The sequence below is a fragment of the Lelliottia sp. genome (assembly GCF_045627565.1).
Classification (GTDB): Bacteria; Pseudomonadota; Gammaproteobacteria; order Enterobacterales; family Enterobacteriaceae; genus Enterobacter.
On the sequence record NZ_JAZQNX010000044.1, the window covers coordinates 99,774 to 124,282 of the forward strand.

The 24,509-nt window shown below is 52.3% G+C and carries 25 protein-coding genes and 1 pseudogene; 11 read left to right on the forward strand and 15 right to left on the reverse strand.

Annotation, left to right across the window (positions count from 1 at the left end):
* Positions 1-51 precede the first annotated feature (51 nt).
* From rnd to ACKI5T_RS20590, 5 genes are all read right to left on the reverse strand, one after another.
* Entirely contained in the window at positions 52-1,179 is a 1,128-nt protein-coding gene (gene rnd, locus ACKI5T_RS20570; RefSeq protein ID WP_407440107.1) for a ribonuclease D, read from the reverse strand.
* Between the two features lie 73 nt (positions 1,180-1,252).
* Positions 1,253-2,938 carry a long-chain-fatty-acid--CoA ligase FadD gene (fadD, locus tag ACKI5T_RS20575; protein ID WP_407439839.1) on the reverse strand — a complete coding sequence of 562 codons (1,686 nt, stop codon included), beginning with the start codon at positions 2,936-2,938 and terminating at the stop codon, positions 1,253-1,255.
* A gap of 203 nt (positions 2,939-3,141) precedes the next feature.
* On the reverse strand, positions 3,142-3,723 hold the full coding sequence (locus ACKI5T_RS20580) for a Slp family lipoprotein (protein ID WP_012017758.1): 582 nt from the start codon (positions 3,721-3,723) through the stop codon (positions 3,142-3,144).
* 37 nt (positions 3,724-3,760) lie between these two features.
* Complete coding sequence (gene tsaB, locus ACKI5T_RS20585; RefSeq protein ID WP_407439841.1) at positions 3,761-4,456, reverse strand: tRNA (adenosine(37)-N6)-threonylcarbamoyltransferase complex dimerization subunit type 1 TsaB; 696 nt, start codon at positions 4,454-4,456, stop codon at positions 3,761-3,763.
* Positions 4,457-4,521: 65 nt separating this feature from the next.
* Positions 4,522-6,432: an ATP-dependent DNA helicase gene (locus tag ACKI5T_RS20590; protein WP_133630054.1), complete on the reverse strand. Its 1,911-nt coding sequence runs from the start codon at positions 6,430-6,432 to the stop codon at positions 4,522-4,524.
* Positions 6,433-6,565: 133 nt separating this feature from the next.
* Here ACKI5T_RS20590 and ACKI5T_RS20595 point away from each other — a divergent pair, with 133 nt between their 5' ends.
* Positions 6,566-6,910, forward strand: coding sequence for a RidA family protein (locus ACKI5T_RS20595; protein WP_407439843.1), 345 nt, complete (start codon positions 6,566-6,568; stop codon positions 6,908-6,910).
* Positions 6,911-6,916: 6 nt separating this feature from the next.
* Here the strand turns inward: ACKI5T_RS20595 and ACKI5T_RS20600 are convergent, their stop codons facing one another.
* Entirely contained in the window at positions 6,917-7,102 is a 186-nt protein-coding gene (locus ACKI5T_RS20600) for a YoaH family protein (RefSeq protein WP_012017762.1), read from the reverse strand.
* A gap of 52 nt (positions 7,103-7,154) precedes the next feature.
* Between ACKI5T_RS20600 and pabB the strand changes: the two genes are divergently transcribed.
* The 4 genes from pabB to ACKI5T_RS20620 all read left to right on the forward strand — a co-directional run bounded on the left by pabB (position 7,155) and on the right by ACKI5T_RS20620 (position 12,473).
* The gene (pabB, locus tag ACKI5T_RS20605) at positions 7,155-8,522 is read left to right on the forward strand and encodes an aminodeoxychorismate synthase component 1 (RefSeq protein ID WP_407439845.1); all 1,368 of its coding nucleotides are present in this window, start codon (positions 7,155-7,157) and stop codon (positions 8,520-8,522) included.
* Between the two features lie 3 nt (positions 8,523-8,525).
* Positions 8,526-9,104 carry a CoA pyrophosphatase gene (locus ACKI5T_RS20610; RefSeq protein ID WP_407439846.1) on the forward strand — a complete coding sequence of 193 codons (579 nt, stop codon included), beginning with the start codon at positions 8,526-8,528 and terminating at the stop codon, positions 9,102-9,104.
* 263 nt (positions 9,105-9,367) lie between these two features.
* Positions 9,368-10,732, forward strand: coding sequence for an L-serine ammonia-lyase (gene sdaA, locus ACKI5T_RS20615; protein ID WP_407439848.1), 1,365 nt, complete (start codon positions 9,368-9,370; stop codon positions 10,730-10,732).
* Positions 10,733-10,874: 142 nt separating this feature from the next.
* Positions 10,875-12,473, forward strand: coding sequence for an EAL domain-containing protein (locus ACKI5T_RS20620; RefSeq protein WP_407439849.1), 1,599 nt, complete (start codon positions 10,875-10,877; stop codon positions 12,471-12,473).
* 6 nt (positions 12,474-12,479) lie between these two features.
* On the opposite strand, the gene yoaE is transcribed toward ACKI5T_RS20620, so the two are convergent.
* The gene (yoaE, locus tag ACKI5T_RS20625; RefSeq protein WP_407439851.1) at positions 12,480-14,036 is read right to left on the reverse strand and encodes a CNNM family cation transport protein YoaE; all 1,557 of its coding nucleotides are present in this window, start codon (positions 14,034-14,036) and stop codon (positions 12,480-12,482) included.
* Entirely contained in the window at positions 14,024-14,182 is a 159-nt protein-coding gene (locus tag ACKI5T_RS20630) for a protein YoaL (protein ID WP_407439853.1), read from the reverse strand. The genes yoaE and ACKI5T_RS20630 overlap by 13 nt, the downstream gene beginning before the upstream one ends.
* Before the next feature lie 314 nt (positions 14,183-14,496).
* On the opposite strand from ACKI5T_RS20630, the gene manX reads away from it, so the two are divergent.
* From manX to mntP, 5 genes are all read left to right on the forward strand, one after another.
* On the forward strand, positions 14,497-15,459 hold the full coding sequence (gene manX / locus ACKI5T_RS20635; RefSeq protein ID WP_059179741.1) for a PTS mannose transporter subunit IIAB: 963 nt from the start codon (positions 14,497-14,499) through the stop codon (positions 15,457-15,459).
* Between the two features lie 47 nt (positions 15,460-15,506).
* A complete protein-coding gene (locus tag ACKI5T_RS20640; RefSeq protein ID WP_012017769.1) occupies positions 15,507-16,307 on the forward strand; it encodes a PTS mannose/fructose/sorbose transporter subunit IIC in 801 nt (266 codons plus the stop codon).
* Positions 16,308-16,319: 12 nt separating this feature from the next.
* The gene (locus tag ACKI5T_RS20645; protein WP_012017770.1) at positions 16,320-17,171 is read left to right on the forward strand and encodes a PTS mannose transporter subunit IID; all 852 of its coding nucleotides are present in this window, start codon (positions 16,320-16,322) and stop codon (positions 17,169-17,171) included.
* Between the two features lie 54 nt (positions 17,172-17,225).
* Positions 17,226-17,684: a DUF986 family protein gene (locus ACKI5T_RS20650; protein ID WP_407439856.1), complete on the forward strand. Its 459-nt coding sequence runs from the start codon at positions 17,226-17,228 to the stop codon at positions 17,682-17,684.
* Between the two features lie 397 nt (positions 17,685-18,081).
* Positions 18,082-18,648 carry a manganese efflux pump MntP gene (mntP, locus tag ACKI5T_RS20655; RefSeq protein WP_235135751.1) on the forward strand — a complete coding sequence of 189 codons (567 nt, stop codon included), beginning with the start codon at positions 18,082-18,084 and terminating at the stop codon, positions 18,646-18,648.
* Here the strand turns inward: mntP and rlmA are convergent.
* The 6 genes and pseudogenes from rlmA to mgrB form a co-directional block, all read right to left on the reverse strand.
* Positions 18,601-19,461 carry a 23S rRNA (guanine(745)-N(1))-methyltransferase gene (gene rlmA / locus ACKI5T_RS20660; RefSeq protein ID WP_407439858.1) on the reverse strand — a complete coding sequence of 287 codons (861 nt, stop codon included), beginning with the start codon at positions 19,459-19,461 and terminating at the stop codon, positions 18,601-18,603. The two genes, mntP and rlmA, sit on opposite strands and share 48 nt — an antisense overlap.
* A gap of 66 nt (positions 19,462-19,527) precedes the next feature.
* Positions 19,528-21,246 (reverse strand): peptidoglycan glycosyltransferase FtsI, encoded by a 1,719-nt coding sequence (gene ftsI / locus ACKI5T_RS20665; protein ID WP_407439859.1) that lies wholly within the window; start codon positions 21,244-21,246, stop codon positions 19,528-19,530.
* Positions 21,247-21,466: 220 nt separating this feature from the next.
* A complete protein-coding gene (gene cspE, locus ACKI5T_RS20670; RefSeq protein ID WP_001062678.1) occupies positions 21,467-21,676 on the reverse strand; it encodes a transcription antiterminator/RNA stability regulator CspE in 210 nt (69 codons plus the stop codon).
* 12 nt (positions 21,677-21,688) lie between these two features.
* Positions 21,689-21,833 (reverse strand): annotated as a pseudogene (locus ACKI5T_RS20675) (DUF2627 domain-containing protein).
* Positions 21,834-22,679: 846 nt separating this feature from the next.
* Entirely contained in the window at positions 22,680-22,970 is a 291-nt protein-coding gene (locus ACKI5T_RS20680; RefSeq protein ID WP_407439861.1) for a YebO family protein, read from the reverse strand.
* 71 nt (positions 22,971-23,041) lie between these two features.
* Positions 23,042-23,185 (reverse strand): PhoP/PhoQ regulator MgrB, encoded by a 144-nt coding sequence (mgrB, locus tag ACKI5T_RS20685; protein WP_015959397.1) that lies wholly within the window; start codon positions 23,183-23,185, stop codon positions 23,042-23,044.
* Positions 23,186-23,345: 160 nt separating this feature from the next.
* Here mgrB and ACKI5T_RS20690 point away from each other — a divergent pair, with 160 nt between their 5' ends.
* A complete protein-coding gene (locus ACKI5T_RS20690) occupies positions 23,346-23,585 on the forward strand; it encodes a YobH family protein (protein ID WP_407439862.1) in 240 nt (79 codons plus the stop codon).
* A gap of 73 nt (positions 23,586-23,658) precedes the next feature.
* On the opposite strand, the gene kdgR is transcribed toward ACKI5T_RS20690, so the two are convergent.
* On the reverse strand, positions 23,659-24,450 hold the full coding sequence (gene kdgR, locus ACKI5T_RS20695) for a DNA-binding transcriptional regulator KdgR (protein WP_407439864.1): 792 nt from the start codon (positions 24,448-24,450) through the stop codon (positions 23,659-23,661).
* Positions 24,451-24,509 lie beyond the last annotated feature (59 nt).

A 24,509-nucleotide genomic window follows, 5' to 3' on the forward strand; every position in this document is an offset into this window, starting at 1 on the left:
GTGACGGAAAATTAACCCCGGCGTCACGTTGCGTGCCGGGGTTATCATTGCTTAACGCGGATAGCCTTCCAGCAGCACTTTCAGTCGATCGGCCATCAAATCACCGCGCCAGCCCGCCATCATTTCCGGCAGGCCATTTTGCGTTTTCAACTTCCAGTGCCAGTTCAGCAGTTGGTTAATCTGACGACGTGACGCCAGCAGTTCAGGACTCACTTTGTTTTCCGTTCCCACTTCCAGCACCAGCGCTTTGATATCTTTGAACGCCTTACGATAGCCAGGCATATCCATCAGATTTAACAGCGGCTCAGGCAGTTGATCCTCTGGCAGTTGTTGCGCCTGCGCGACCAATGCCAGCAGGGTTTTCCCGTGGAAACGGATCTCGCTTCCGGACAAGCCAATGCTGTCCAGCTCACCCATGCTGCCCGGCATATAGCGCGCCACAGCCCAAAGGTGCTCTTCACGAACCACAAAGTTCACGGCCAAATCGCGCTCACGCGCCTTACGCAGACGCCAGTCGGCCAGCAGTTGCAGGCAGGCAAGCTGACGGGTTCGCAGTTGCCAGGCGTTGGTGATATCGCGCCAGGCATCTTTCGGATCAACCGTTTCCTGACGGCGCTGCTGAGTCATTCGGCACTCATTCAGCGCCGCATCAAGCCAACCGGCGGCCTCGGCCTCTTTCATCAGCTGACCGGCGATAGGCAGCAGATAGAAAACGTCGGCGGCAGCATAATCAAGCTGACGTTCAGTCAGGGGGCGCGCCAGCCAGTCGGTACGCGATTCGCTCTTGTCGAGTGCAATGCCGGTGTACTCTTCAACCATCGCAGCAAAACCCCAGGAGAGCGGTCGGCCCGTGAATGCGGCCAGAATTTGCGTATCGATTAAGGGTTCCGGCATGATGCCAAAGGTGTTGAGAAACACTTCCAGATCTTCACTGCCCGCATGCAGATATTTGGTGATGGCCGTATTGAGCAGCAGTTCACGCATCGGCGACCAGTCGGTGATGCCGAGAGGGTCGATGAGAGACACATTCTTGCCATCGTACATCTGGATCAAACCTAACTGCGGATAGTAGGTCCGCGTGCGGACAAACTCGGTATCCAGAGCGATGGCGGGAAAGTCGCGAGTGACATCGCACAGCGTTGCCAGTGCGTCGTTGGTTGTGATCATCTGGTAATTCAAAACGGTTTCTCTTAGGTTTGCGCCCATAAAAAACGCCGGCTAAACCGGCGTCTCATGGCGACTTACTCGAAGCTTAGGCTTTATTGTCCACTTTGGCGCGCGCTTCGTCACGTAATTCTCGTCGTAATATCTTCCCGACGTTCGATTTTGGCAATTCATCGCGGAACTCGACCAACTTCGGCACTTTATATCCGGTGAGCTGACGGCGGCAGAAAGTAATGAGTTCATCTTCGGTCAATGAGGATTCTTTCTTAACCACGAAAATCTTCACCGTCTCGCCGCTGCTTCCCGCAGGAACGCCAACGGCAGCCACTTCCAGCACCCCGGAGTGCTGCATGACGACATCTTCAATTTCGTTGGGGTAGACGTTGAAGCCGGAGACAAGAATCATGTCTTTCTTACGATCGACGATTCGTAAGAATCCATCGTCATCCATCACCGCAATATCACCCGTATGCAGCCAGCCGTCTTTCATGATTTCATCAGTGGCGTCAGGTCGCTGCCAGTAGCCCAGCATCACCTGAGGGCCTTTGACGCATAGTTCACCCGGTTCACCGTGCGCAACTTCATTATCTTCGTCGTCGACCAGTTTGGCTTCTGTTGAGGGAACCGGCAGACCAATGCTTCCACTGTGGTAATCAATATCATGCGGATTCACGCTGACTAATGGCGCGCATTCCGTCAGACCGTAGCCTTCAAGCAGGTATTGGCCCGTGAGTTTTACCCAGCGTTCGGCCACGGCTTGCTGAACCGGCATCCCGCCGCCCGCCGAAAGATGAAGGGTAGAAAAATCGAGCTGCTGGAACTCTTTATTATTTAATAGCGCATTAAAGAGCGTATTCACGCCCGTCATCGCCGTAAACGGATATTTAGCCAGCTCTTTAACCAGGCCTGGAATATCACGTGGGTTGGTGATTAACAGGTTTTGTCCGCCCAGTTCGATAAACAGCAGGCAGTTCATGGTCAGCGCAAAAATGTGATACAGCGGCAATGCCGTGACCACCAGCTCTTTGCCACGATGCAGCAGCGGACCGTAGGTCGCATTCACCTGCTCGAGATTGGCCAGCATATTGCGATGCGTCAGCATGGCGCCTTTCGCCACGCCGGTCGTCCCGCCGGTGTATTGCAGGAACGCCAGATCGTCCGGCACCACGTCTGGCTTCACGTATTGCATACGGTAGCCGTTGTGCAGCGCGCGGCGGAAAGAGATCGCGTCCGGAAGATGGTATTTCGGGACCAGACGCTTAACGTATTTGACGACGAAGTTAACCAGCGTGCCTTTGGCCGTCGAAAGCTGATCGCCCATACGCGTGAGGATAACGTGGCGGATCTGCGTTTTATCAACCACTTTTTCCAGGGTGTGGGCAAAGTTGGAGACAATGACAATCGCCGCTGCACCGCTGTCGTTCAACTGGTGTTCCAGCTCGCGTGGCGTATAGAGCGGGTTGACGTTGACCACGATCATGCCCGCACGCAGAATGCCAAAAAGTGCCACCGGATACTGAAGCAGGTTTGGCATCATCAACGCGACGCGATCCCCTTTCTTCAGCCCTAAGCCTTCCTGCAGGTAAGCCGCAAACGCCCGGCTACGCTCTTCCAGTTTGCGGAAGGTCATCACTTCGCCCATGTTCACAAACGCAGGCTGATCGGCGTAGCGCGTGACGGAATTTTCAAATAATTCAACCAGGGATTGATAACGGTCAGGATTGATCTCCGCAGGAACATCCGCAGGATACCGGTTTAGCCAAACCTTCTTCAATGCATCACCTCTGAAATGAGCGTTCGTCGTCATCGCAACCCCGAGAATAAACAGTTCGTTAACATTATATTAACTCAGCGTACCAGTTTATTAATTGTCCAGATTTAAGGTTGCGAAGCGCGTCACTCTTTTTTTTGTGTTATCGCCGTAAAAAACAGAGACAGCGGCTGAGCCGCTGTCTCTTATCTAAATATAACAATACGTTATTCTGTTACGATGGTCTGTACCTGCGCCGGGCCTGGGTTATACCAGCCCCATCCACCGTAGCCGTAACGGTAGGGATGCGGACCCCAGAACCAGGGATCGATCGGTTGCGGCGGCAGCATAACCTGCTGCGTGACGCGCCAGCGTTTATAGCCGTTCGCCTGCATCGTCATAAATTTATACGGCGTGCTGCCGATTTTGCCTTGAACCGCGCCAGTGATTGGCCCGACAACCGTGACCAGTTGTCCACGGAAATCAACCGGATCGAGGAAACCATTTACATCAGCGTAAATACGCCCACGGGAGGCTTCTCCCAGCACGGGCCGTGCGCCGCTATCCAGCGGAACCGTTGCAATCTCGAGCCGGGTTTTGCCCTGCTGATTGATAACCTCAACCACTTTCCCGCCAAAACGCGCTTCCTGCCCGACGTACAGTTCAGGGGCATTCATCACTCGCACCAAATCTTGCTGCGGCGTAGGGCTGGTTCCTTTGATCGCGTCAGGGACGGTCACACAACCACTCAACGCGACGGCAATCGCACTCGCCATAATCAGACGTACAACTTTCTTTTGAACCGCCATGATGCGACTCCCTTTTCTCAGCTCTTATTACTGAGATTCACGCTCTGCCTGGAAGTTTCTTCCAGGCGACTTCATTTCGCAAATAAACTGGCTCAGCCTGTTCAACTGCAACGGTTTTTCCCGCAGCAAAGCGCTGACACGCGATTGGCAACATATCTTCTGCCGCCGGCAGCAACATGTTGCCATCGACCAGCGTCAGGCCACTTTCATTGGCCATGTCCGGCCAGGCTGGCCATCCCGTTCCTACTGTAGCCCAATCGCCAGAAAGGAGTTTCAACCGCTCGCCAACGGCTTCCGGTTTGAGCACGCATTCGGTCTCTTCACCGTGCCAGATACCCCGCTCATCGCGGGTGTATTCCGCCCAGTAGACTTCACCCATGCGCGCGTCAATAGCCGCCAGCACACGCGTTGCGCCAGTTTTTCGGAAAGCGCCTTGCGCCATAGTGGCAAGCGTTGATACGCCGATCATCGGAAGATTTGCGCCCAGCGCCAGGCCCTGCGCAATGCCGATGCCGATGCGCACGCCGGTGAAGCTGCCTGGCCCACGGCCAAACGCCAGCGCGTCAAGTTCAGTTAAGGAGGTGTTGCCCTGGTTCAAAATGTCTTTTACCAGCGGCAGAATACGTTGGGTATGTTCCCGGGGACACTCTTCAAAATGGGCAAAGAGGTTACCGTTATCCCAGAGGGCGGCAGAACACGCCTCTGTTGCGGTATCAATAGCCAGAATTCGCATGGGTCTCGCGCTCTCGCAGTGGTCAGTCAGAAAATGGCGCGCATCTTAGCACACTCCACGGCGAATTACTCCGCCGTTGGGTTCGCCAGGAAACGCACGGCACGATTGATGTCGCGGGTGCGTGGCGCGGGCGGCAAACTCGCCAGAAACGTCGCGCCGTATGGACGCATCACCAGACGGTTGTCGCAGATAACCAGCACGCCGCGGTCATCGATATCACGAATCAGACGTCCAACGCCCTGTTTAAGGGTGATCACCGCATCCGGCAACTGCACGTCATCAAACGGGTCGCCGCCACGTAGACGGCAATCTTCCATTCGCGCTTTGAGCAGCGGATCGTCAGGGGAGGTGAACGGTAATTTGTCGATAATGACCAGCGACAGCGCATCGCCGCGCACGTCCACCCCTTCCCAGAAGCTGCTGGTCGCCACCAGCAATGCGTTCCCGGCGGTGACGAACTGCTGCAGAAGTTGGCCTTTGCTGGTTTCTCCCTGTAACAGGACGGGCAGCGTCATCGTGGCGCGAAACTGTTCCGCCAGGTCGCGCATCATCGCGTGCGACGTGCACAGCATAAAGCAGCGGCCATTGTTGGCTTCGATCATCGGCTTAAGCATCGCCGCCAGATGCCGCGCTGCGCCCGGTTGATTGGGCAGCGGTAAATTACGTGGGACGCACAGCAACGCCTGCGTTTCGTAATCAAACGGGCTGGGCAGCAACAGGGATTCGGTGTTTTCAATACCCAGACGTTCGGTGAAGTGATGGAGATCGTCATTCACCGACAGCGTGGCGGAGGTGAAAATCCAGCTGCCCGGTTTCTGGGCCATCACTTCTTTGAATTTATCTGCCACGGTCAGCGGCGTCAGGGCGAGCGTGAACTGGCGAGCGGTGCATTCGTACCAGTAGCTAAAACCGGGCTGGTTGGTCTCTTTCAGGCGTTTCAGACGCGTGCGATAGAGCGTGGCGCGTTCAAATGCCGCATCCAGCAAGGCGCTGCGGCCAAGCGACAGTTTAGCCACGTCGTAGCACAACTCCAGCGCGTCATCGAGAAGCAACAGCGCGCGTTGAATATTGCTGTCAGCCAGCAATTCACGCAGGTTACCGCGAAAACCCGGCTCACCGAGTTGCAGGCGGAAATCCTGCGCGCTTTGCGCGAGACGATCGGCGCATTTCTGCAGCTGCTGGGTGTCCCGTAATTCGGTGCGGTAGGCAATAGTGAAATCTTTAGCCAGATCCTGCAGCTGACGGCTGGACAGCGACTGACCGAAATACTGGCTGGCGATATCCGGTAACTGATGCGCTTCATCGAAGATCATCACTTCCGCTTCGGGGATCAGCTCGCCAAAGCCGCTGTCTTTAACCACCATATCCGCCAGGAATAAGTGGTGATTAACCACCACTACGTCGGCGTCCATTGCGGTTTTACGCGCTTTGACGACAAAACAATCTTTATACACTGGGCAGTCGCTGCCAAGGCAGTTATCGTTGGTGCTGGTGACCAACGGCCACGCCTGAGAATCTTCCGCGACGCTCGCACAAGTGCTGATGTCCCCATCGGTGGTTTGATTCGCCCACGCGCGCAGAATAATCACATCGCTGAGGGTTTGTACCGGCAGGTCACCGCCCGCAAGAGCCTGCGCTTCAAGGCGCTCCAGGCAGAGATAGTTTGAGCGGCCTTTCAGCAGCGCCAGACGGCCTTTGTATTTCAGCGCTTTGGCGACCGTCGGCAAATCGCGACTGTAGAGCTGATCCTGCAACGCTTTTGAGCCGGTAGAGATGATCACTTTCTTTTTTGCACGCAACGCCGGCGCGAGATAGGCATACGTTTTGCCCGTGCCGGTTCCCGCTTCAACCACCAGGGGTTGGGTGTTTTGAATGGCGCGGGTTACCGCTTCCGCCATGTGTCGTTGCGGCTCACGCGGCTTGAAACCGGGAATCGCCTGCGCTAACTGACCCTCTGCTGCAAAATCGTCTGCCACGTTTCTCTCTCACTGTATTTTTGCACAGGGATTATGTCAGCCCGCCCTCTTCTGTGCCAGTCGAAATAGTGACGAGCGCGGAACAATGTGGCAGTCTTGCCCATTGCGATGGAAAATAATCAGGAAAAAATTTATGACAATTTTGCGCATTGATGCCGAAGCCCGCTGGTCTGACGTCGTCGTTCACAACCAAACCATTTATTACACCGGCGTGCCGGAAAACCTGGATGCTGACGCATTTGAGCAAACGGCCAATACGCTGGCACAAATTGATGCGATGCTGGAAAAACTGGGCAGCGAAAAGTCGCGGATTTTGGATGCGACGATTTTCCTGGCAAACAAAGACGATTTTGCGGCGATGAACAAAGCCTGGGACACGTGGGTTGTGGCGGGTCACGCGCCTGTACGTTGTACCGTACAGGCCACGCTGATGAAGCCGGAATACAAGGTCGAGATCAAAATCATCGCGGCGGTTTAAGCCCGATTACTCTTCGTCGTCTTCATCATCAAAAAGCGCCACAATCCGCTCTCCGGTGTGGGTGGCGCGAATTTCCTGAGCCACCGTTGTAATGGCCTCTCCGCTGCTCATGCCCTGGGTCATGAGTTCCTGAATTCGCTCTACCGCTTTTTGCTGCTGTTCGTGGCTCAGGGAAGGTAAACCTGCAAACATTGTCAACTCCTGCTAAATTATCTGCGCTCATTATTTCACGCTGCCCGGTAGTATGCCACACATGAAGACATTACCCCCCACTGTCATTACATTGCCGTGGCGCCATGACGCCGCCGAATTCTGGTTTACGCGCTTAAGCCCTCTCCCCTGGGCAATGCTGCTGCATTCCGGGTACGCGGATCACCCTTATAGCCGCTTTGATATTCTGGTGGCTGACCCACTGACGACGCTGGTCACCGAGGGCGATACCACGCGCATTACCTCTGCACGCTCTCGTTTGTCTCATGAAGATCCGCTGACGTTACTTGAACACGAGCTCCACGCGCTGGCACTGCCTACGGATTCCCATCCTGACCTGCCTTTTCAGGGCGGGGCGCTGGGCCTTTTTGGTTACGATCTGGGTCGTCGCTTCGAAACGCTGCCCACTATGGCGCAAAATGATATTTCGCTGCCGGATATGGCGGTGGGGTTATATGACTGGGCAATCATTGTCGATCACCACAAAAAAGTGGTTTCGCTTCTCAGCCATTCGGACGCGAATGCCCGACTGGCATGGCTTGACCGGCAACCCGTGCCCGAGACGACTGAGTTTTCGCTGACGTCTGCATGGCACTCAAATATGAGCACCCAGGACTATGCTGAAAAGTTCGGGCAGGTTCAGGCGTATTTACACAGCGGTGACTGCTATCAGGTCAATCTCGCCCAACGATTCCAGACCACGTATCGCGGTGATGAGTGGCAGGCGTTTACGCATTTAAACGCGAACAATCGTGCACCGTTCAGCGCGTTTCTGCGCCTGGAACAGGGCGCAATCTTGAGCCTGTCGCCTGAACGTTTTATACATCTGGCTGACGGAACCATTCAGACGCGCCCGATTAAGGGCACGCTTCCGCGCCTGTCAGACCCCAAAGCCGATCGCGAGCAGGCCGAAAAACTGGCCGCATCACCGAAAGATCGTGCCGAGAATCTGATGATTGTCGATTTAATGCGTAACGATATTGGCCGTGTTGCGGTTCCAGGTAGCGTACGCGTACCAGAACTGTTTGTCGTGGAGCCGTTCCCGGCGGTTCACCATCTGGTCAGCACCATTACCGCCCAGCTTCCTGCCAGCCGTTCCGCCTGCGATCTGCTGCGCGCGGCGTTTCCTGGTGGGTCAATCACCGGTGCACCGAAAGTCCGTGCGATGCAAATTATCGACGAACTGGAGCCGCATCGTCGTAACGCCTGGTGCGGAAGCATTGGTTATGTGAGCGTGTGCGGCACCATGGACACCAGCATTACCATTCGTACCCTGACGGCCTGCGACGGACAACTCTATTGTTCTGCGGGTGGCGGCATCGTGGCGGACAGTCAGGTCGATGCTGAATATCAGGAAACCTTTGATAAAGTAAACCGCATCCTGCAACAACTGGAGAGCTAACGGATGGAGACTCACGATTTAACTCTGGATGATTTTTTGTCGCGTTTTCAGCTCTTGCGTCCGAAGATGAGTCGCGACGTGTTGAACAGCCGACAAGCCGCTGTGTTGATCCCGGTGGTGCGTCGCGAACAGCCAGGCCTGTTACTCACCAAACGCTCATCACACATGCGTAAGCACCCGGGTCAGGTGGCGTTTCCCGGTGGTGCGGTGGATTCCACTGACGCATCGTTGATTGCCGCCGCGCTACGAGAAGCTCACGAAGAGGTCGCCATTCCACCGGAAGTGGTTGAAATAATTGGCGTGCTACCGCCCGTGGATAGCGTGACCGGGTTTCAGGTCACGCCAGTCGTAGGCATTATTCCCCCCGACCTGCATTATCACGCGAGTGAAGAAGAAGTCGCGGCCGTATTCGAAATGCCCCTCAGCGAAGCGCTGCGTTTGAGCCGCTATCATCCGTTGGATATTCAACGTCGTGGGCACGATCACCGCGTGTGGTTATCCTGGTATCAGCATTATTTTGTTTGGGGCATGACGGCGGGGATTATTCGCGAACTGGCCCTGCAAATTGGAATGAAGCCTTAATTCTCCGTTACGCATTTCTACGCCGGGTGCGCGAACTTTGTGACGCGCATCCCTCTCCTGCCTGCCGAAATCATGAGCATATATACTTTACTCAATGATTGCTGACACAAGTTTACCGTAGCGGTCTCGGCATTAGTAAATTCACTCATTATCATTAGTTTTATTCATGTGAATAGTTCAGCCGATCCCAGGGTTCCCTCTTACACTATGCGCAGTTATAACATCGTTACTGGAACCCCAGTAACCCTGTCAGGAGTGAGAAAGTGATTAGTATATTCGACATGTTCAAAGTGGGGATTGGTCCATCCTCTTCCCACACTGTAGGGCCGATGAAGGCCGGTAAACAGTTCGTCGATGATCTGGTCGAAAAAGGATTACTGGAAAGCGTTACCCGTGTAGCTGTAGATGTTTACGGTTCGCTGTCATTGACGGGTAAAGGCCACCACACCGATATCGCCATTATTATGGGTCTGGCTGGAAATATGCCGGACACCGTTGATATTGACGCCATTCCGGCGTTCATTCGAGACGTAGAAACACGCGGTCGCCTGCTGCTGGCAAAAGGTCAGCACGAAGTGGATTTCCCGCATGACGACGGCATGCGTTTTCGCAGTGATAACCTGTCACTGCATGAGAACGGAATGCAGATCCACGCCTTTAACGGCGAAAAAGTGGTTTACAGCAAAACCTATTACTCTATCGGCGGTGGTTTTATCGTCGATGAAGAGCACTTTGGTAAAGACGCTGCGGGCGACGTTAACGTTCCGTATCCGTTTAAATCCGCCAAAGAGATGCTCGATTATTGCCATGAAACCGGCTTGTCCCTTTCCGGGATGGTGATGCAAAACGAACTGGCACTGCACAGCAAAAGCGAAATTGAAGCCTATTTCGGCAACGTCTGGACAACCATGCAGGCATGTATCGACCGGGGAATTAACACCGAAGGCGTGTTGCCAGGTCCGCTGCGCGTTCCACGACGTGCGTCAGCGCTGCGTCGTATGCTGGTCACCACGGACAAATTCTCCAACGATCCGATGAATGTGATCGATTGGGTGAATATGTTCGCGTTGGCGGTAAACGAAGAAAATGCCGCAGGCGGCCGTGTGGTCACCGCGCCAACAAACGGCGCATGCGGTATCGTCCCGGCAGTTCTGGCTTATTACGATCACTTTATCGAACCGGTCACCGCAGATATTTATATCCGCTACTTCCTCACAGCGGGTGCTGTTGGCGCGTTGTACAAAATGAACGCGTCTATCTCTGGTGCTGAAGTGGGCTGTCAGGGTGAAGTGGGTGTGGCATGTTCAATGGCGGCGGCAGGTCTGGCAGAGCTGTTAGGCGCAAGCCCGGAACAGGTTTGCGTGGCAGCTGAGATCGGCATGGAGCATAACCTGGGTCTGACGTGCGACCCGGTTGCCGGTCAGGTACAGGTTCCTTGCATCGAGCGTAACGCGATTGCGTCGGTCAAGGCGATCAACGCCACACGCATGGCGATGCGCCGTACCAGTGAGCCCCGCGTTTCGCTGGATAAAGTCATCGAAACCATGTACGAAACCGGTAAAGACATGAATGCTAAATACCGTGAAACCTCTCGCGGTGGTCTGGCGATCAAAGTGCAGTGTGACTAAACACAGCGCCTGATACTTCCCCTCGCCCATCTGCAACGGATGGGCGATATTTTTCGCCTTTCTCGTCAGCGTAATATTTCCCCACTACACTTGCTTTGTTGCCTCTGGCATTGGGTGCTGGCGGCGTATCGGGCGGCCTTTCATGCAAACTGCACAAAGGATCATAAAAAAATATCGCCAAAAACGCGTTATCGTTTGTGTGATGGTGGCGCTTCTTACGCTCATTTTGACGTTGGGCGTCCGCTTTATTTCGCAGCGCAATTTAAATCAGGAACGCATCCAGGCCTTTGCGACCCACTCCGTCACAGCGCTGGATAAGATTCTGCTTCCGTTACAAAACGGACGCGATGAGTTGCAATCATTAGTCGGTGTCCCCTGCTCTGAGGCCCATCTAATGCTGCGTAAACGGGCGGCGACGTTGCAAACGGTGCGTTCGATTGCGCTCGTTAAAGAGGGCATTCTGTATTGCTCCAGTATTTTTGGCGACCGTAACGTCCAGATACGCCTGACTCAACCCGCGTTGCCTTCCAGTCAGCCTCAGCTCATCTTATCTACCGACCAGTCGTTGCTCAAAGGCAGCCCCATTTTAATTCAATGGTATCCCGTGTCTGACGCCGGAGAAGACGGTGTCATGCAGGTAGTGAATATCGATCTCATCACCAAAATGATGCTTGAGCCGCAGAGTCCGCTGATCACCGACGTCAGCCTGAAAGTGGGAGATAAATTTCTTCGCGATGGTCAAAGCGTCACCGATACGCTGAACGTGCCTGAAGACACCATGATTCTGCGCCAGACCTCTGCGCATTTCCCTTTTACTATCCTGGTCAGCGGCCCTGGCGCCAGTGAGCTGGCGTTGAAAAACTTGCCCTCACAACTTCCGCTGGCGGTATTGATAAGCCTGCTGCTGGGCTATATAGCCTGGCTTGCCACTGCCAGCCGGATGAGTTTTACATGGGAAATTAATCTCGGATTAGCCGCGCGGGAATTTGAGCTTTTTTGCCAGCCGCTGCTTAATGCCCGCACGCAAAAATGCGTCGGTGTGGAGATCCTGTTGCGCTGGAATAATCCCCGTCAGGGCTGGATATCCCCGGACGTGTTTATTCCACTGGCGGAGGAACATAATTTGATTGTTCCCCTGACGCGCTACGTGATGACCGAAACGGTCCGCCAGATTGGCTATTTCCCTGCCAACAAAGGGTTTCATATCGGTATTAACGTAGCGGCCAGCCATTTTCGCAACGGTACCTTGCTGCATGATCTGAATCGTTATTGGTTCAGTGCGCATCCAAAACAACAGTTAATCGTTGAACTTACCGAGCGCGATGCCCTGCTGGACGGGGATTATCGCCTGGTTCGCGAGTTGCATCGCAAAGAGGTGAAACTTGCCATCGATGATTTTGGTACGGGAAACAGTTCCCTGTCATGGTTAGAGAAATTGCGCCCTGACGTGCTCAAAATTGATAAGTCTTTCACGATGGCATTGGGAACGGACGCGGTGAATTCCACGGTGACGGATATTATTATCGCATTGGGTCAACGGCTCAATATTGAGCTGGTAGCGGAAGGCGTGGAAACACAGGAACAGGCACGTTATTTGCGCCATCACGGTGTGAATACGTTACAGGGATTTTTGTATGCACGGCCGATGCCGCTCAAGGATTTTCCGAAATGGCTGGCGGAGAGTTCACCTCCACCAGCGCAGCGTAACAAGCCTTTTTTGAGAATTATGCCGTTACGTTAAGTCCGTTTACTCTTCGTCGTCGTGGGCAGACTGTTCTTTAACAATACGCACCAGGTCAACGCGATAATCATTCGCTTCCACGATCGTGATTTGTAGCGGTGGAAGCTCAAGGATATCGCCCGTACGCGGGATCTGCCCGTTGATAGCAATCACCAAACCCGCAACCGTAGCGATGTCTTCTTCATCATTAATGATGTTATCAAGACCCAACGTGTGCTGCAGCGCATGCAGGTCCGTTGCGCCTTTAACCAGCCAACCGTCGCCATCAGCAACGATCTCTGGCGTTTCATCGGCATCCGGGAATTCACCCGCGATCGCTTCAAGCACGTCCAGCGGCGTCACCAGACCTTGCACCACGCCAAATTCGTTGGTCACGATAACAAAGCTACCGCGAGCACGACGCAGAACGCTAAGCAGGTTGATAGGGTCCAGCGTTTCCGGAACCACAATCGCTGGCGTTGCGGCGGCAATCGCTTCAACGTTCGCGCCCTCTTCCAGACCGACTAGCATCTCTTTAGCGCGAACCACGCCGATGATTTCGTCCAGTTCGCCACGACACACCGGGAACAGGCTGTGTGGTGACGACAGAAGCTGCTGACGGATTTCGTCCACGCTCAGATTGGCGTCAACCCAGCTGATTTCACCTCGTGGCGTCATGATGCCGCGCAGGGAACGGGACGCCAGCGAAAGCACGCCGTTAATCATGTAGCGTTCTTGTTCGACAAAAGCGCCAACCGGCACAGGAACCGGAGCATTACCCGCAGATTCAGGCTGCACTGACTGACGACGGCCCCCCATCAGACGCAAAATGGCGTCGGCGGTGCGGGCACGCAGCGGTTGGTTAGACTGCTGCTTGATGAAATTGCGGCTCGCAATCTGGTTGAACAGCTCGATGATAATCGAGAAACCAATTGCGGCGTACAGGTAGCCTTTCGGAATATGGAAGCCAAAACCTTCAGCGACCAGACTCAGGCCAATCATCAACAGGAAGCTTAAACACAGGACAACCACTGTTGGATGTTCGTTCACAAAACGCGTCAGCGGCTTAGAAGCCAGCAGCATCACAGCCATCGCGATAATGACTGCAGCCATCATCACCGGCAGATGGTTAACCATGCCGACCGCGGTAATCACCGCATCCAGTGAGAAGACGGCATCAAGCACCACAATCTGCATGACGACGACCCAAAAACTCGCATAGCCCTTGCCGTGACCATCGTCGTGTTGCCGGTTTTCCAGCCGCTCATGCAACTCTGTCGTCGCTTTGAAGAGCAGGAAAAGGCCCCCCACCAGCATGATCAGGTCGCGACCCGAGAAAGTGAAATCCCAGACGGTGAACAGCGGTTTGGTCAGTGTGACCATCCACGAAATGACAGATAGCAGCGCAAGACGCATGATCAGCGCCAGCGAAAGACCGATTAAACGCGCTTTGTCGCGCTGTTTTGGCGGCAGCTTATCCGCGAGGATGGCGATGAACACCAGGTTGTCGATACCGAGAACAATTTCGAGCACAACCAGCGTGAGTAATCCCACCCAGATTGACGGGTCCATTAAGAATTCCATGACAAGCTCCTGCTAAAGGAATGACAAAACGGCGCCACGCAAGAAGTGGGCGAAATGGCGGTAGACATGTTCAACGTGTGGCGAGAATCGCCGGCGAGCGAGGCGCTAAATGGCCTGGTAGATGACTGACGTCGGTGACGGTCCATACAGTGGGCTAAGCCCTTTACTCCTGTCAATTAAACGGAGGCTAAACATATCAGAGACAATAGGTTTTTAGCAAAGATTTACTTTCCTTTGCAAAGTTCTGTAACAGAGTCGATTTTCATTTGGGATAAATCTGTTCTACATCGCTAAATTACGGATCTTCATCACATAAATTATTTTTTCACTGTCTAAAATAATTCCCGGAAGTCTTATTTAATTGAACTCTAACCCTTATCTGAATCGATTCGGTTCGCCGGGGAAGATTCTCAGTACGACTGCCTGGCAGGCGTATTAATGATAATAAAGGAGGTAGCAAGTGACCATTGCTATTGTGATAGGCACACATGGTTGGGCTGCAGAGCAGTTACTCAAAACGGCAGAAATGCTGTTGGGTGAGCAGGAAAACGTGGGCTGGATCGATTTCGTTCCAGGTGAAAACGCGGAAACGCTAATCGAGAAATATACGGCTCAACTGGAGAAGCTGGATACTCGCTCAGGCGTGCTGTTTCTCGTCGATACATGGGGTGGCAGCCCGTTCAATGCCGCCAGCCGCATTGTCGTCGATAAAGAGCATCATGAGGTCGTTGCAGGCGTCAATATTCCCATGCTCGTGGAAACGTTGATGGCCCGTGATGACAATCCGAGTTTCGACGAACTGGTCGCACTGGCTGTCGAAACAGGCCGTGAAGGCGTAAAAGCCCTCAAAGCACAACCGGTAGAGAAACCCGCGCCGGTCGCCGCCGCGGTCAAAGCCGCCACCCCTGCCAAACCGATGGGACCGAACGATTACATGATTATCGGGCTTGCCCGTATCGATGACCGTTTGATCCACGGCCAGGTCGCCACACGCTGGACGAAAGAAACCAACGTTAAACGTATCATTGTTGTCAGTGATGAAGTCGCCGCCGATACCGTGCGTAAAACGCTTCTTACCCAGGTTGCTCCTCCGGGCGTTACCGCGCACGTCGTGGATGTCGCCAAAATGATCCGCGTTTATAACAACCCGAAATATGCGGGCGAGCGCGTGATGCTGCTGTTTACCAACCCGACCGATGTCGAACGCGTGGTTGAAGGCGGCGTGAACATCACCTCGGTGAACATTGGCGGTATCGCTTTCCGCCAGGGGAAAACTCAGGTCAACAATGCGATTTCAGTCGATGAAAAAGATATCGAAGCATTCAAAAAATTGAATGCTCGCGGTATTGAGCTGGAAGCCCGTAAGGTCTCCACCGATCAGAAACTGAAAATGATGGATTTGATCGGCAAAGTTGGGAAATAACCCTGCGCTGATTTTTTACACAAAGCTTATGTTATAGGAGAAGTACAATGGAGATTACCACTCTTCAGATTGTGCTGGTGTTCATCGTCGCGTGTATTGCGGGTATGGAATCCGTACTTGATGAATTTCAGTTCCACCGTCCTCTGGTGGCCTGTACGTTAATTGGCGCCGTTCTTGGCGATATGAAAACCGGTATTATCATCGGTGGTACGCTAGAAATGATCGCCCTGGGCTGGATGAACATCGGTGCGGCGGTTGCGCCTGATGCCGCACTGGCGTCCATCATTTCTACCGTTCTGGTTATTGCCGGACACCAAAACATCGGTGCGGGTATTGCCCTTGCAATTCCACTGGCCGCAGCGGGCCAGGTTCTGACCATTATCGTTCGTACCATTACCGTTGCTTTCCAGCATGCGGCAGATAAAGCGGCGGATAGCGGAAACCTGACGGCCCTTTCGTGGATCCACGTTTCATCGCTGTTCCTCCAGGCAATGCGTATTGCGATTCCTGCGGTTATCGTGGCAATTTCTGTGGGTACCAGCGAAGTCCAGGGCCTTTTGAACGCCATTCCTGAAGTGGTGACCGGCGGTCTGAACATCGCGGGTGGCATGATTGTTGTGGTCGGTTACGCGATGGTCATCAACATGATGCGCGCAGGCTACCTGATGCCGTTCTTCTACCTCGGTTTTGTGACTGCGGCCTTCACCAACTTCAACCTGGTTGCACTGGGTGTGATTGGTGCAGTGATGGCGATTCTGTACATCCAGTTGAGCCCGAAATATAACCGCGTCGCAGGTGCCCCAGCGCAAGCTCCGGGTAGCAACGATCTCGATAACGAACTGGACTAGCAGGTGAGCGAAATGGTTGATATGACTAAAACTACCCCTGAGAAGAAACTGACTCCGGGTGATATTCGTGGCGTGTTCCTTCGTTCAAACCTCTTCCAGGGTTCGTGGAACTTCGAACGTATGCAAGCGCTGGGCTTCTGTTTCTCCATGGTCCCGGCAATCAAACGCCTGTATCCGGAAAACAACGAAGCACGTCGTCAGGCGATTAAACGTCACCTGGAGTTCTTTAACACGCATCCCTACGTCGCCGCACCTGTTCTGGGCGTAACGCTGGCGATGGAAGAGCAGCGTGCGAACGGCGCTGAGATCGACGATGGTGCTATCAACGGGATCAAAGTCGGTCTGATGGGACCGCTAGCAGGCGTGGGTGACCCAATCTTCTGGGGTACGGTGCGCCCTGTCTTTGCAGCACTGGGTGCGGGCATCGCCATGAGCGGCAGCCTGCTGGGTCCTCTTCTGTTCTTCATCCTGTTCAACGCAGTCCGACTGCTGACCCGTTATTACGGCGTTGCCTACGGCTACAGCAAAGGTGTCGATATCGTTAAGGATATGGGCGGCGGCTTCCTGCAAAAACTGACTGAGGGGGCGTCTATCCTCGGCCTGTTTGTCATGGGGGCGCTGGTGAACAAGTGGACGCATGTGAACATCCCGCTAGTGGTCTCGACCATCACCGGTCAGGATGGTCAGACTCGCGTGACCACTGTGCAAACTATTCTTGATCAGTTGATGCCAGGCTTGGTGCCGCTGCTGCTGACCTTCGCCTGTATGTGGCTGCTGCGTAAGAAAGTGAATGCGCTGTGGATCATCGTGGGCTTCTTCGTCATCGGTATCGTCGGTTACGCGATCGGTCTGCTGGGTCTATAAGTTTAGTGGTTCTGCACCGGGGGCATGCCCCCGGTTTTTTTATCTGGAGGATGAATGACGGTCACGGACATCGTACTGGTTTTGTTTATTGTTGCCCTACTGGCTTATGCCGTCTATGACGAATTCATTATGCCCCGCCGCAACGGCGAGACTCTTTTGGCCGTTCCTCTTCTGCGCCGTGGGCGCGTTGATGCCTTCATCTTCGCCGGACTGTTAGCCATCCTGATTTATAACAACGCCATGAGCCAGGGTGCTTTATTAACCACATGGTTATTATGTGTGCTGGCATTAATGGCTTTTTACCTGTTCTGGATCCGAGCGCCTAAGATTATCTTCAAAAGTCATGGCTTTTTCTTCGCTAATGTATGGATAGAATATAACCGTATTAAAGAGATGAATTTATCTGAAGACGGCGTGCTGGTCATACAACTGGAACAACGTCGTTTATTGGTGCGGGTGAAGAATATTGATGACCTGGAAAAAATATACAAAATAATGGTTAAAACTCAATGAGTTGAAATTATAGCAGCGGCTATATTTTGTCGCCATTTTGCGCGGGCAATATATAGCCATCGCTATATTCCCTTCTGTATTTACCTTATATTTATTAACGTTAAGTTTACCAATAAACCTAAATGAAAATCGTTATCAACAAGTTAACGGAATAATACATCCCTGTTGTTGTTTTATATTCTCAAAATATGTTAAGGTTGCGCCGTCGTTGGGGAGTAGCCGATTTCCTGTCTAAGGAAATGTACGTGTCAACATACTCGTTGAAAAACGTGGTGCGTACGGATGACTTACTGCACATTTCTTGTGCGTAATAGTCAGGCGAGACCATAGACGCATCAACTGCTGTTTACTGGGGGCAGTGATGTGTCATATGGATATCCCCGGTCTGGACGCTGTTATGAATATCTCCGCCACGATCCTTCTCGCTTTTGGCATGTCCATGGATGCTTTCGCCGCTTCCATTGGTAAAGGTGCTACGCTCCACAAACCCAAATTCTCTGAAGCGCTGCGTACCGGTCTTATTTTCGGCGCAATCGAAACGCTCACGCCTCTTATCGGCTGGTCACTCGGCATGCTGGCGAGCCAGTTCATTCTGGAATGGAACCACTGGATTGCCTTTACGCTGCTGGTTTTCCTGGGCGGACGAATGGTTATCGAAGGGTTTCGCAATACTCCCGATGATGACGATGCGCCGCAGTATCGACACGGCTTTTGGATACTGGTGACCACGGCTATTGCAACCAGTCTTGATGCGATGGCAGTGGGCGTCGGGCTGGCATTTCTTCAGGTGAATATTATCGCTACAGCACTGGCGATTGGTTGCGCCACGCTAATTATGTCAACAATCGGGATGATGGTTGGACGTTTCATCGGCCCACTGCTAGGCAAGCGAGCCGAAATCCTGGGCGGGATTGTTTTAATCGGGATTGGTGGGCAAATTCTCTGGTCGCATTTCGCCGGTTAACGTGTCGCGCTGCCAGCAGTGGATACTGAAATCCGTCTGGCAGTGAAATTCTTTTTCGTTTGTTAACGCTTCCCAAACGTCTGGTTTTGCGCGCCAGGCGAACGGCGTCATCTGTAACAACGCAACCGCTTCTTTTCCTGTCAGCTGCATGTCGTAACCCAATGACTGTTCATGCTTGAGCGTGAACCCGGCCAGCTGCTCTGAATGCGGCGCATGCAAACGCACGTCGTCGTAAATTAGCCCTTTCATTTCCATTAGGTGCCGCGGACCCGGCGTAACGGTCACGACCCAGCCGCCCGGTTTCACCACGCGTGCCAGCTCTTGCGCTTTGCACGGTGCGTAGATGCGAATAATGGCATCCTGGCTCACATCGGCAAACGGAAGACGATGGCTGGAAGCGACGCAGAATGTGACCTGCGGATAACGTTTTGCGGCAGCGCGAATGGCCGATTTCGAAACATCGAGACCTACGGTTGCTGCACCGACACGCCCCGCTACTTCGGCAAACGAGGCCGTGTAATAGCCTTCGCCACAGCCAATGTCCAAAATCGAGCTCGCGCTTTCACTGAGCGCGGTGGCTAACCACTGCGCAACCGCATCCCTCAGCAACTGGTAATGGGCGGCGTCGAGGAATGCGCGCCGCGCCTGCATCATCTCCGCGCTATCGCCCGGATCGCGGGAGCGTTTATGTTGCACGGGCAGCAAATTCACATACCCTTCTTTCGCCTTATCAAACGTGTGCCCCTGTGGACAGATGTAGCTATTTTCAGCCTGCGTGAGCGGCGCGTGGCATAAGGGACAACTGAATGACATGGTAACTCCCGGCAATATCAAAGGCCGAAAGTGTACCCCTATTCGCCCTGGTATAAAACGTCTGCCTTAGCGCATCACGACAAGATGGCTGGAATCGGGTGCTAATCCATCAGGTTCAACGTTCTCCAGACGCAATACGTCACCCATAATCTGGCTAAATACCGGTGCCGAAACGGCCCCGCCATAATATCGACCATTTTGCGGATCGTTAATGACCACGGCCAATGCATACTGTGGATGGCTTGCTGGTGCCACACCCGCGGTATACGCCACATACTTGTCGACATATTTGCCGTCATCACCGATTTTTTTGGCCGTGCCCGTTTTGACCGCCACGCGATAATCGCGCACGGCAGCCTTTGTGCCACCGCCGCCCGGTAAAGCAACGCTTTCCATCATGTGTTCAACATCATGTACGATTTCTTCAGGCATAACCTGATGACCCTCAACTGGCGGGTCAATGCGCGTTATCGACAAGGGCCGCTCCAGCCCGTAACTTCCGATCGTGGCGTAAACATGCGCCAGCTGGAGCGGTGTCGCCATCAGACCGTATCCGAACGCAAAGGTGGCGCGATCGAGCTGGCTCCAAAATTTACGCTGAGGAAGGAGCCCGCTGCTCTCGCCCGTGAGACCCAGACCTGTCGTTGTACCAAAACCAAAGCTCTTATACGTATCGAGCAAGTGCTGTATCGGCATGGCCAGCGAAAGGCGTGACACCCCCGTATCACTCGACTTCTGCAAAATGCCTGTCAGCGATAATTCCGGATAATATCCCACGTCACGGATTCGGTGCCCATCTAGCGTATAAGGATGAGTATCGAGAACACTATCAGGTTTAACAATGCCATAATGTAGCGCCGTCATGAGAACCAACGGCTTGACGGTCGACCCCGGTTCAAAGGTGTCGCTGATGGCGCGATTGCGGAAGTCGTTGAGCGTGGCGCCATCCCGATTGTTGGGGTTAAAGTCCGGGAAACTGGCCATGGCGAGTATCTCGCCGGTTTGAACATTGATTAACACCGCTGCGCCGGATTCTGCTTTGTTCCAGGCGACGGCATTATCTAACGCATCTTCAGCGATCGTCTGCAGCCGCTCATCAATACTCAGTTGAATGTTATGAGCAGGAACCGGTGAGACTTCTGTTAAATTCTCAATCACATGGCCGTAGCGGTCTTCTCTGACTCGCCTGATCCCAGCTTGACCGGTCAATTGTGCATTAAAACTCTTTTCAACCCCTTCAATCCCCTGCCCATCGATATTCGTAAATCCAAGCAGATTTGCCGCCACATGTCCTGCCGGATAAAAGCGGCGTGACTCATCCCGCAGGTTAATCCCTGGTAAGTTGAGCTTATCAATCCATTTAGCCTGCGAGGGGTCCACCTGACGCGCAAGATAGATAAAACGCCCGTTAGGATCGTGATTAATGCGAGAAGCCAACGACGTCAGTGAAATGTGCAACGTTGTCGCGAGCGCTTGCCAGCGTTCGTCAAAGCCTACGCCGCCCTTAGCCAACACGATTTTAGGATCGGCCCACACCGCCCTGACCGGTACACTGACCGCTAACGGTCGGCCATCACGGTCGGTAATCATCCCGCGCGGCGCGTCAATCGACACTTCACGCAATGAGCGCATGTCTTCCTGTTTGACCAGGTTGTCAGGCTTAATAATTTGTAGCCATGCAACGCGTCCCAGAAGAAACGCAAGGCTTACAAAAATGGCAAGGCAAAGCAATGCAAAACGCACCGGGGTAAAATTACCGGCAGGACTAGAGGGTTTCGTTTTCACCCTGGCTCCAGGTCAATGAAACAACGCCCTGATTTAACGGTAAAAAACGAATCAGCATGGAGAAAACAATGATTCTAATCTCGCAGCTTTGCAACAAACTGCTAACCAGACAGTAAAGGGTTACATTTTGAAAAATAGTGCATAAAAAAGCCCCGCAAAATGCGAGGCTTGATGTCTGAGTATGAGGCGCTGTAGCGCTTCTGAATCAGCAGTGATTCGATCAGATAGCGGTTACGTTAACAGCAGCCGGACCTTTCTGGCCGTCCTGAATTTCGAACTCAACGTTCTGGCCTTCAGCCAGAGTTTTGAAGCCGTTACCCTGGATTGCAGAGAAGTGTACGAACACATCTTTGCTGCCATCAGCAGGAGTAATGAAACCAAAACCTTTAGACTCGTTGAACCACTTAACTTGACCTTTAATCTTTGCCATTTGCAAAATTCCTTAGATTGTTTTCTTAGCCCGCAGGCATTGACCTAGATAAAACTGAGACATTACTGCTTGAGGCACTAATATAAGGTTCGGCAGAGAAGCGGTATTCAACGACAACGTGTTTACTCAGAACTTCTTTACTGAAAATGCCACACATAAACAGAACTGTACCTCGTTTGACCCAAACCGTGTTATCACATACAACGTTAATCATGGCAAGCCATTTTTAAACATGACAAGATCCGCCGCACAAACTCTGATGCCGCCTTGCTAAATTTTGAGCAACTCTACGTTATCATCATATCACTCTGAATAAGACACTCAGTATCGCCTTCCAGTTCATAGCCACTGTAATATAAGGATTTTTACCGTTTTCCCTATACCGAAGGTGTGAAAGAAAGCCGATAATGTTTATTAGATTCACTGTTACAGTTAGAACAATTTGTGAAAAGTTATGCTCAAATCAACTCAGCGATAAAATGTTTACATTGAAATAACAATGCTTATTCGCGCCGCAGCTCTCGCATAATGAATACGCATGGAAAAAAGTAGCTTTGCACCAAAATAATGAATTTTTTGTGACTTTGCTTCATAACAAGGCAAGCAAAACGTTTCGATAAAAATAAAACTATAGAGGTACGTGAAAAATACAGAATATATAGTTACGGCACGCGATGACGTCACAAGCGCAAATAGTAACCAATTTTTTATATTCTAAAATGTTTATTCATTACCACTAAACTCTTTTGCGCTTCATGAAGCCTGCCGTAGGAATTCTCGTACGTCTCATCAGCTACAGCAGCATCGGAGAAGTAAGTCCCGTCCCTGCGCCCATGGAACAGCTGAAAGCGTAATAGAGGGATTTGAACCATCCTGGTGCAGAAGTGGGAAAGGTTTGAGTAATGCACAGGCGGCTGGCATCGAGGGTATTTGTTTGAAATCGTTGGATAGGCATTAAGGGAGGGGTCATAACGGGATACAGCCGCCTCCCTAGTCTTGCAGATTAACGCTCAGCAACCAGACGGATAAAATCATCCTCGTCTTCTTCAGGCAATGCTTCAGGGGCTTTTACCACCGGTTTTTCTTCAGGCTCATTGGCTTCGCACAAACGGCGAAGCAACGCATTTTGGCGTTTCTGCTGATCAAGCAGCGCTTCCAGAAGCTCGATCTGCTCATTGGTACGTGAGCTGGTGCGATTCACAAAGAACCACAAAACCAGACCAATGACCATAATGATTGCAGAGATCGCCAGTGAGGCTACGTTCAGTAGCCCCGAATTTTGTAACTCACCCATTTTACCACCTCAATGAAAACATCTATTTTACCACTGACGCAGAGGAAGGTAACGATCTATAAAAAAGTGTCCTACCAGGGGATGAATTGATTGATCGCGCAAATGCCACTAAAGAACTGTACATCCTGATCGCACATCACATTGATTGTCTGCGTCCAAAGAATGACACAGGCAATCAGCACTATGATCAGAATTACCCAGCGTATTTTTTTCACTCCACACTCCGTCGTTTGACCTGATGTGTCCAGGTTATCACGCTTATCTTAAACAAGAACTAACTCTGCGTTACATCTGATTTTTTTCAGAATTATGCACTTGTTTAATATAGCGAAACTATTACGCTGAATAGCATTATTAGTAAAAAAAGAGGCAGCTATGCGGTTAATCATTAGGACAATGGTTGTCCTTGCCATTGTTTGGATAGGCTTATTATTATCGGGCTATGGCGTACTGGTGGGAAGCAAAGAGAACGCCGCTGGCCTGGGTATTCAGTGTAAGTACCTCACCGCCAGAGGCACCAGCACTGCGCAATATTTACACACTGACAGCGGTGTCATTGGTTTGTCTAACTGCCCGATTCTGCGCAAAAGCCAGGTGGTGGTGGATAACGGTTAATTAAGCACCGCTTAATAGCCCTGACAACAAATAAAAACGCCGCAGTGATGCGGCGTTTCATATGATTCACACGTTAGAATGGATAGTCGTTATAACCCATCTGTTCAGAAATTTTACGCGCAGCAGTATGCAGCATTTCAACATACTCGTGCAGGCGCTCTTCTGAGAATCGAAGCGTCGGGAAAGAAATACTTAACCCTGCGATGACTACACCAAAACGGTCAAATACCGGGACGCCAATGCAACGCAGCCCCTCTTCCTGTTCCTGATTATCTTCGCCATAACCCTGCTCACGCACTTTATCAAGCACTGCCAGGAGTTCTTCTGTGCTGGTGATGGTGCGCTCGGTGCTACGTTTGTACTCGACATCCTGGAGGATTTCTTTAACTTCCTCGCGGTCACGCCACGCCAGCAGTACCTTACCAATAGCAGTACTGTAAAGCGGGTTGCGACGACCAATGCGCGAATACATGCGCAGGTTATACATAGAATCTATTTTATGGATATAAACTATGCTGTCTTCATCGAGCGCCCCAAGGTGAACGGTTTCTTTCGTCAAACGAGAAAGCTCGCGCATCTGGATATCTGCACTGCGAATAAGATCGACATTTTGAAGTGCGCGAGCGCCCAGCTCAAAGAGTTTCAGCGTCAGAGAATATTTCTCAGACTCGCCTTCCTGAGCAACATAACCCAGGGATTTCATGGTTTGCAGAAAGCGATAAACAGTGCTTTTTGACATCATCACACGTTGCGACAACTCTGTAATACCAATTTCGCGCTCTTCACCCAGCGCCTGTAAGATGCCAAACACCTTCAGCACGGAAGAAACAGAATCTGGCTGCTTGTCCAAATCTGCGATTGCCATTTATCACCTCATTGCGAGTGTTTTATAAAAATCAGAACCGGTTTTTATTATAAATTCGC

Excerpts from the sequence above, each read along its gene's own strand:
- yoaE (WP_407439851.1), bottom strand. The coding sequence starts at position 14,036 with ATGGAATTCTTAATGGACCCGTCAATCTGGGTGGGATTACTCACGCTG.
- ACKI5T_RS20690 (WP_407439862.1), top strand. The coding sequence starts at position 23,346 with ATGCGGTTAATCATTAGGACAATGGTTGTCCTTGCCATTGTTTGGATA.
- ACKI5T_RS20650 (WP_407439856.1), top strand. The coding sequence starts at position 17,226 with ATGACGGTCACGGACATCGTACTGGTTTTGTTTATTGTTGCCCTACTG.
- mntP (WP_235135751.1), top strand. The coding sequence starts at position 18,082 with ATGAATATCTCCGCCACGATCCTTCTCGCTTTTGGCATGTCCATGGAT.
- ACKI5T_RS20645 (WP_012017770.1), top strand. The coding sequence starts at position 16,320 with ATGGTTGATATGACTAAAACTACCCCTGAGAAGAAACTGACTCCGGGT.
- ACKI5T_RS20610 (WP_407439846.1), top strand. The coding sequence starts at position 8,526 with ATGGAGACTCACGATTTAACTCTGGATGATTTTTTGTCGCGTTTTCAG.
- ACKI5T_RS20630 (WP_407439853.1), bottom strand. The coding sequence starts at position 14,182 with ATGGACCGTCACCGACGTCAGTCATCTACCAGGCCATTTAGCGCCTCG.
- ACKI5T_RS20595 (WP_407439843.1), top strand. The coding sequence starts at position 6,566 with ATGACAATTTTGCGCATTGATGCCGAAGCCCGCTGGTCTGACGTCGTC.
- pabB (WP_407439845.1), top strand. The coding sequence starts at position 7,155 with ATGCCACACATGAAGACATTACCCCCCACTGTCATTACATTGCCGTGG.
- ACKI5T_RS20600 (WP_012017762.1), bottom strand. The coding sequence starts at position 7,102 with ATGTTTGCAGGTTTACCTTCCCTGAGCCACGAACAGCAGCAAAAAGCG.
- ACKI5T_RS20580 (WP_012017758.1), bottom strand. The coding sequence starts at position 3,723 with ATGGCGGTTCAAAAGAAAGTTGTACGTCTGATTATGGCGAGTGCGATT.
- ACKI5T_RS20640 (WP_012017769.1), top strand. The coding sequence starts at position 15,507 with ATGGAGATTACCACTCTTCAGATTGTGCTGGTGTTCATCGTCGCGTGT.
- tsaB (WP_407439841.1), bottom strand. The coding sequence starts at position 4,456 with ATGCGAATTCTGGCTATTGATACCGCAACAGAGGCGTGTTCTGCCGCC.
- kdgR (WP_407439864.1), bottom strand. The coding sequence starts at position 24,450 with ATGGCAATCGCAGATTTGGACAAGCAGCCAGATTCTGTTTCTTCCGTG.
- cspE (WP_001062678.1), bottom strand. The coding sequence starts at position 21,676 with ATGGCAAAGATTAAAGGTCAAGTTAAGTGGTTCAACGAGTCTAAAGGT.
- ACKI5T_RS20680 (WP_407439861.1), bottom strand. The coding sequence starts at position 22,970 with ATGGGTGAGTTACAAAATTCGGGGCTACTGAACGTAGCCTCACTGGCG.
- ACKI5T_RS20620 (WP_407439849.1), top strand. The coding sequence starts at position 10,875 with ATGCAAACTGCACAAAGGATCATAAAAAAATATCGCCAAAAACGCGTT.
- rlmA (WP_407439858.1), bottom strand. The coding sequence starts at position 19,461 with ATGTCATTCAGTTGTCCCTTATGCCACGCGCCGCTCACGCAGGCTGAA.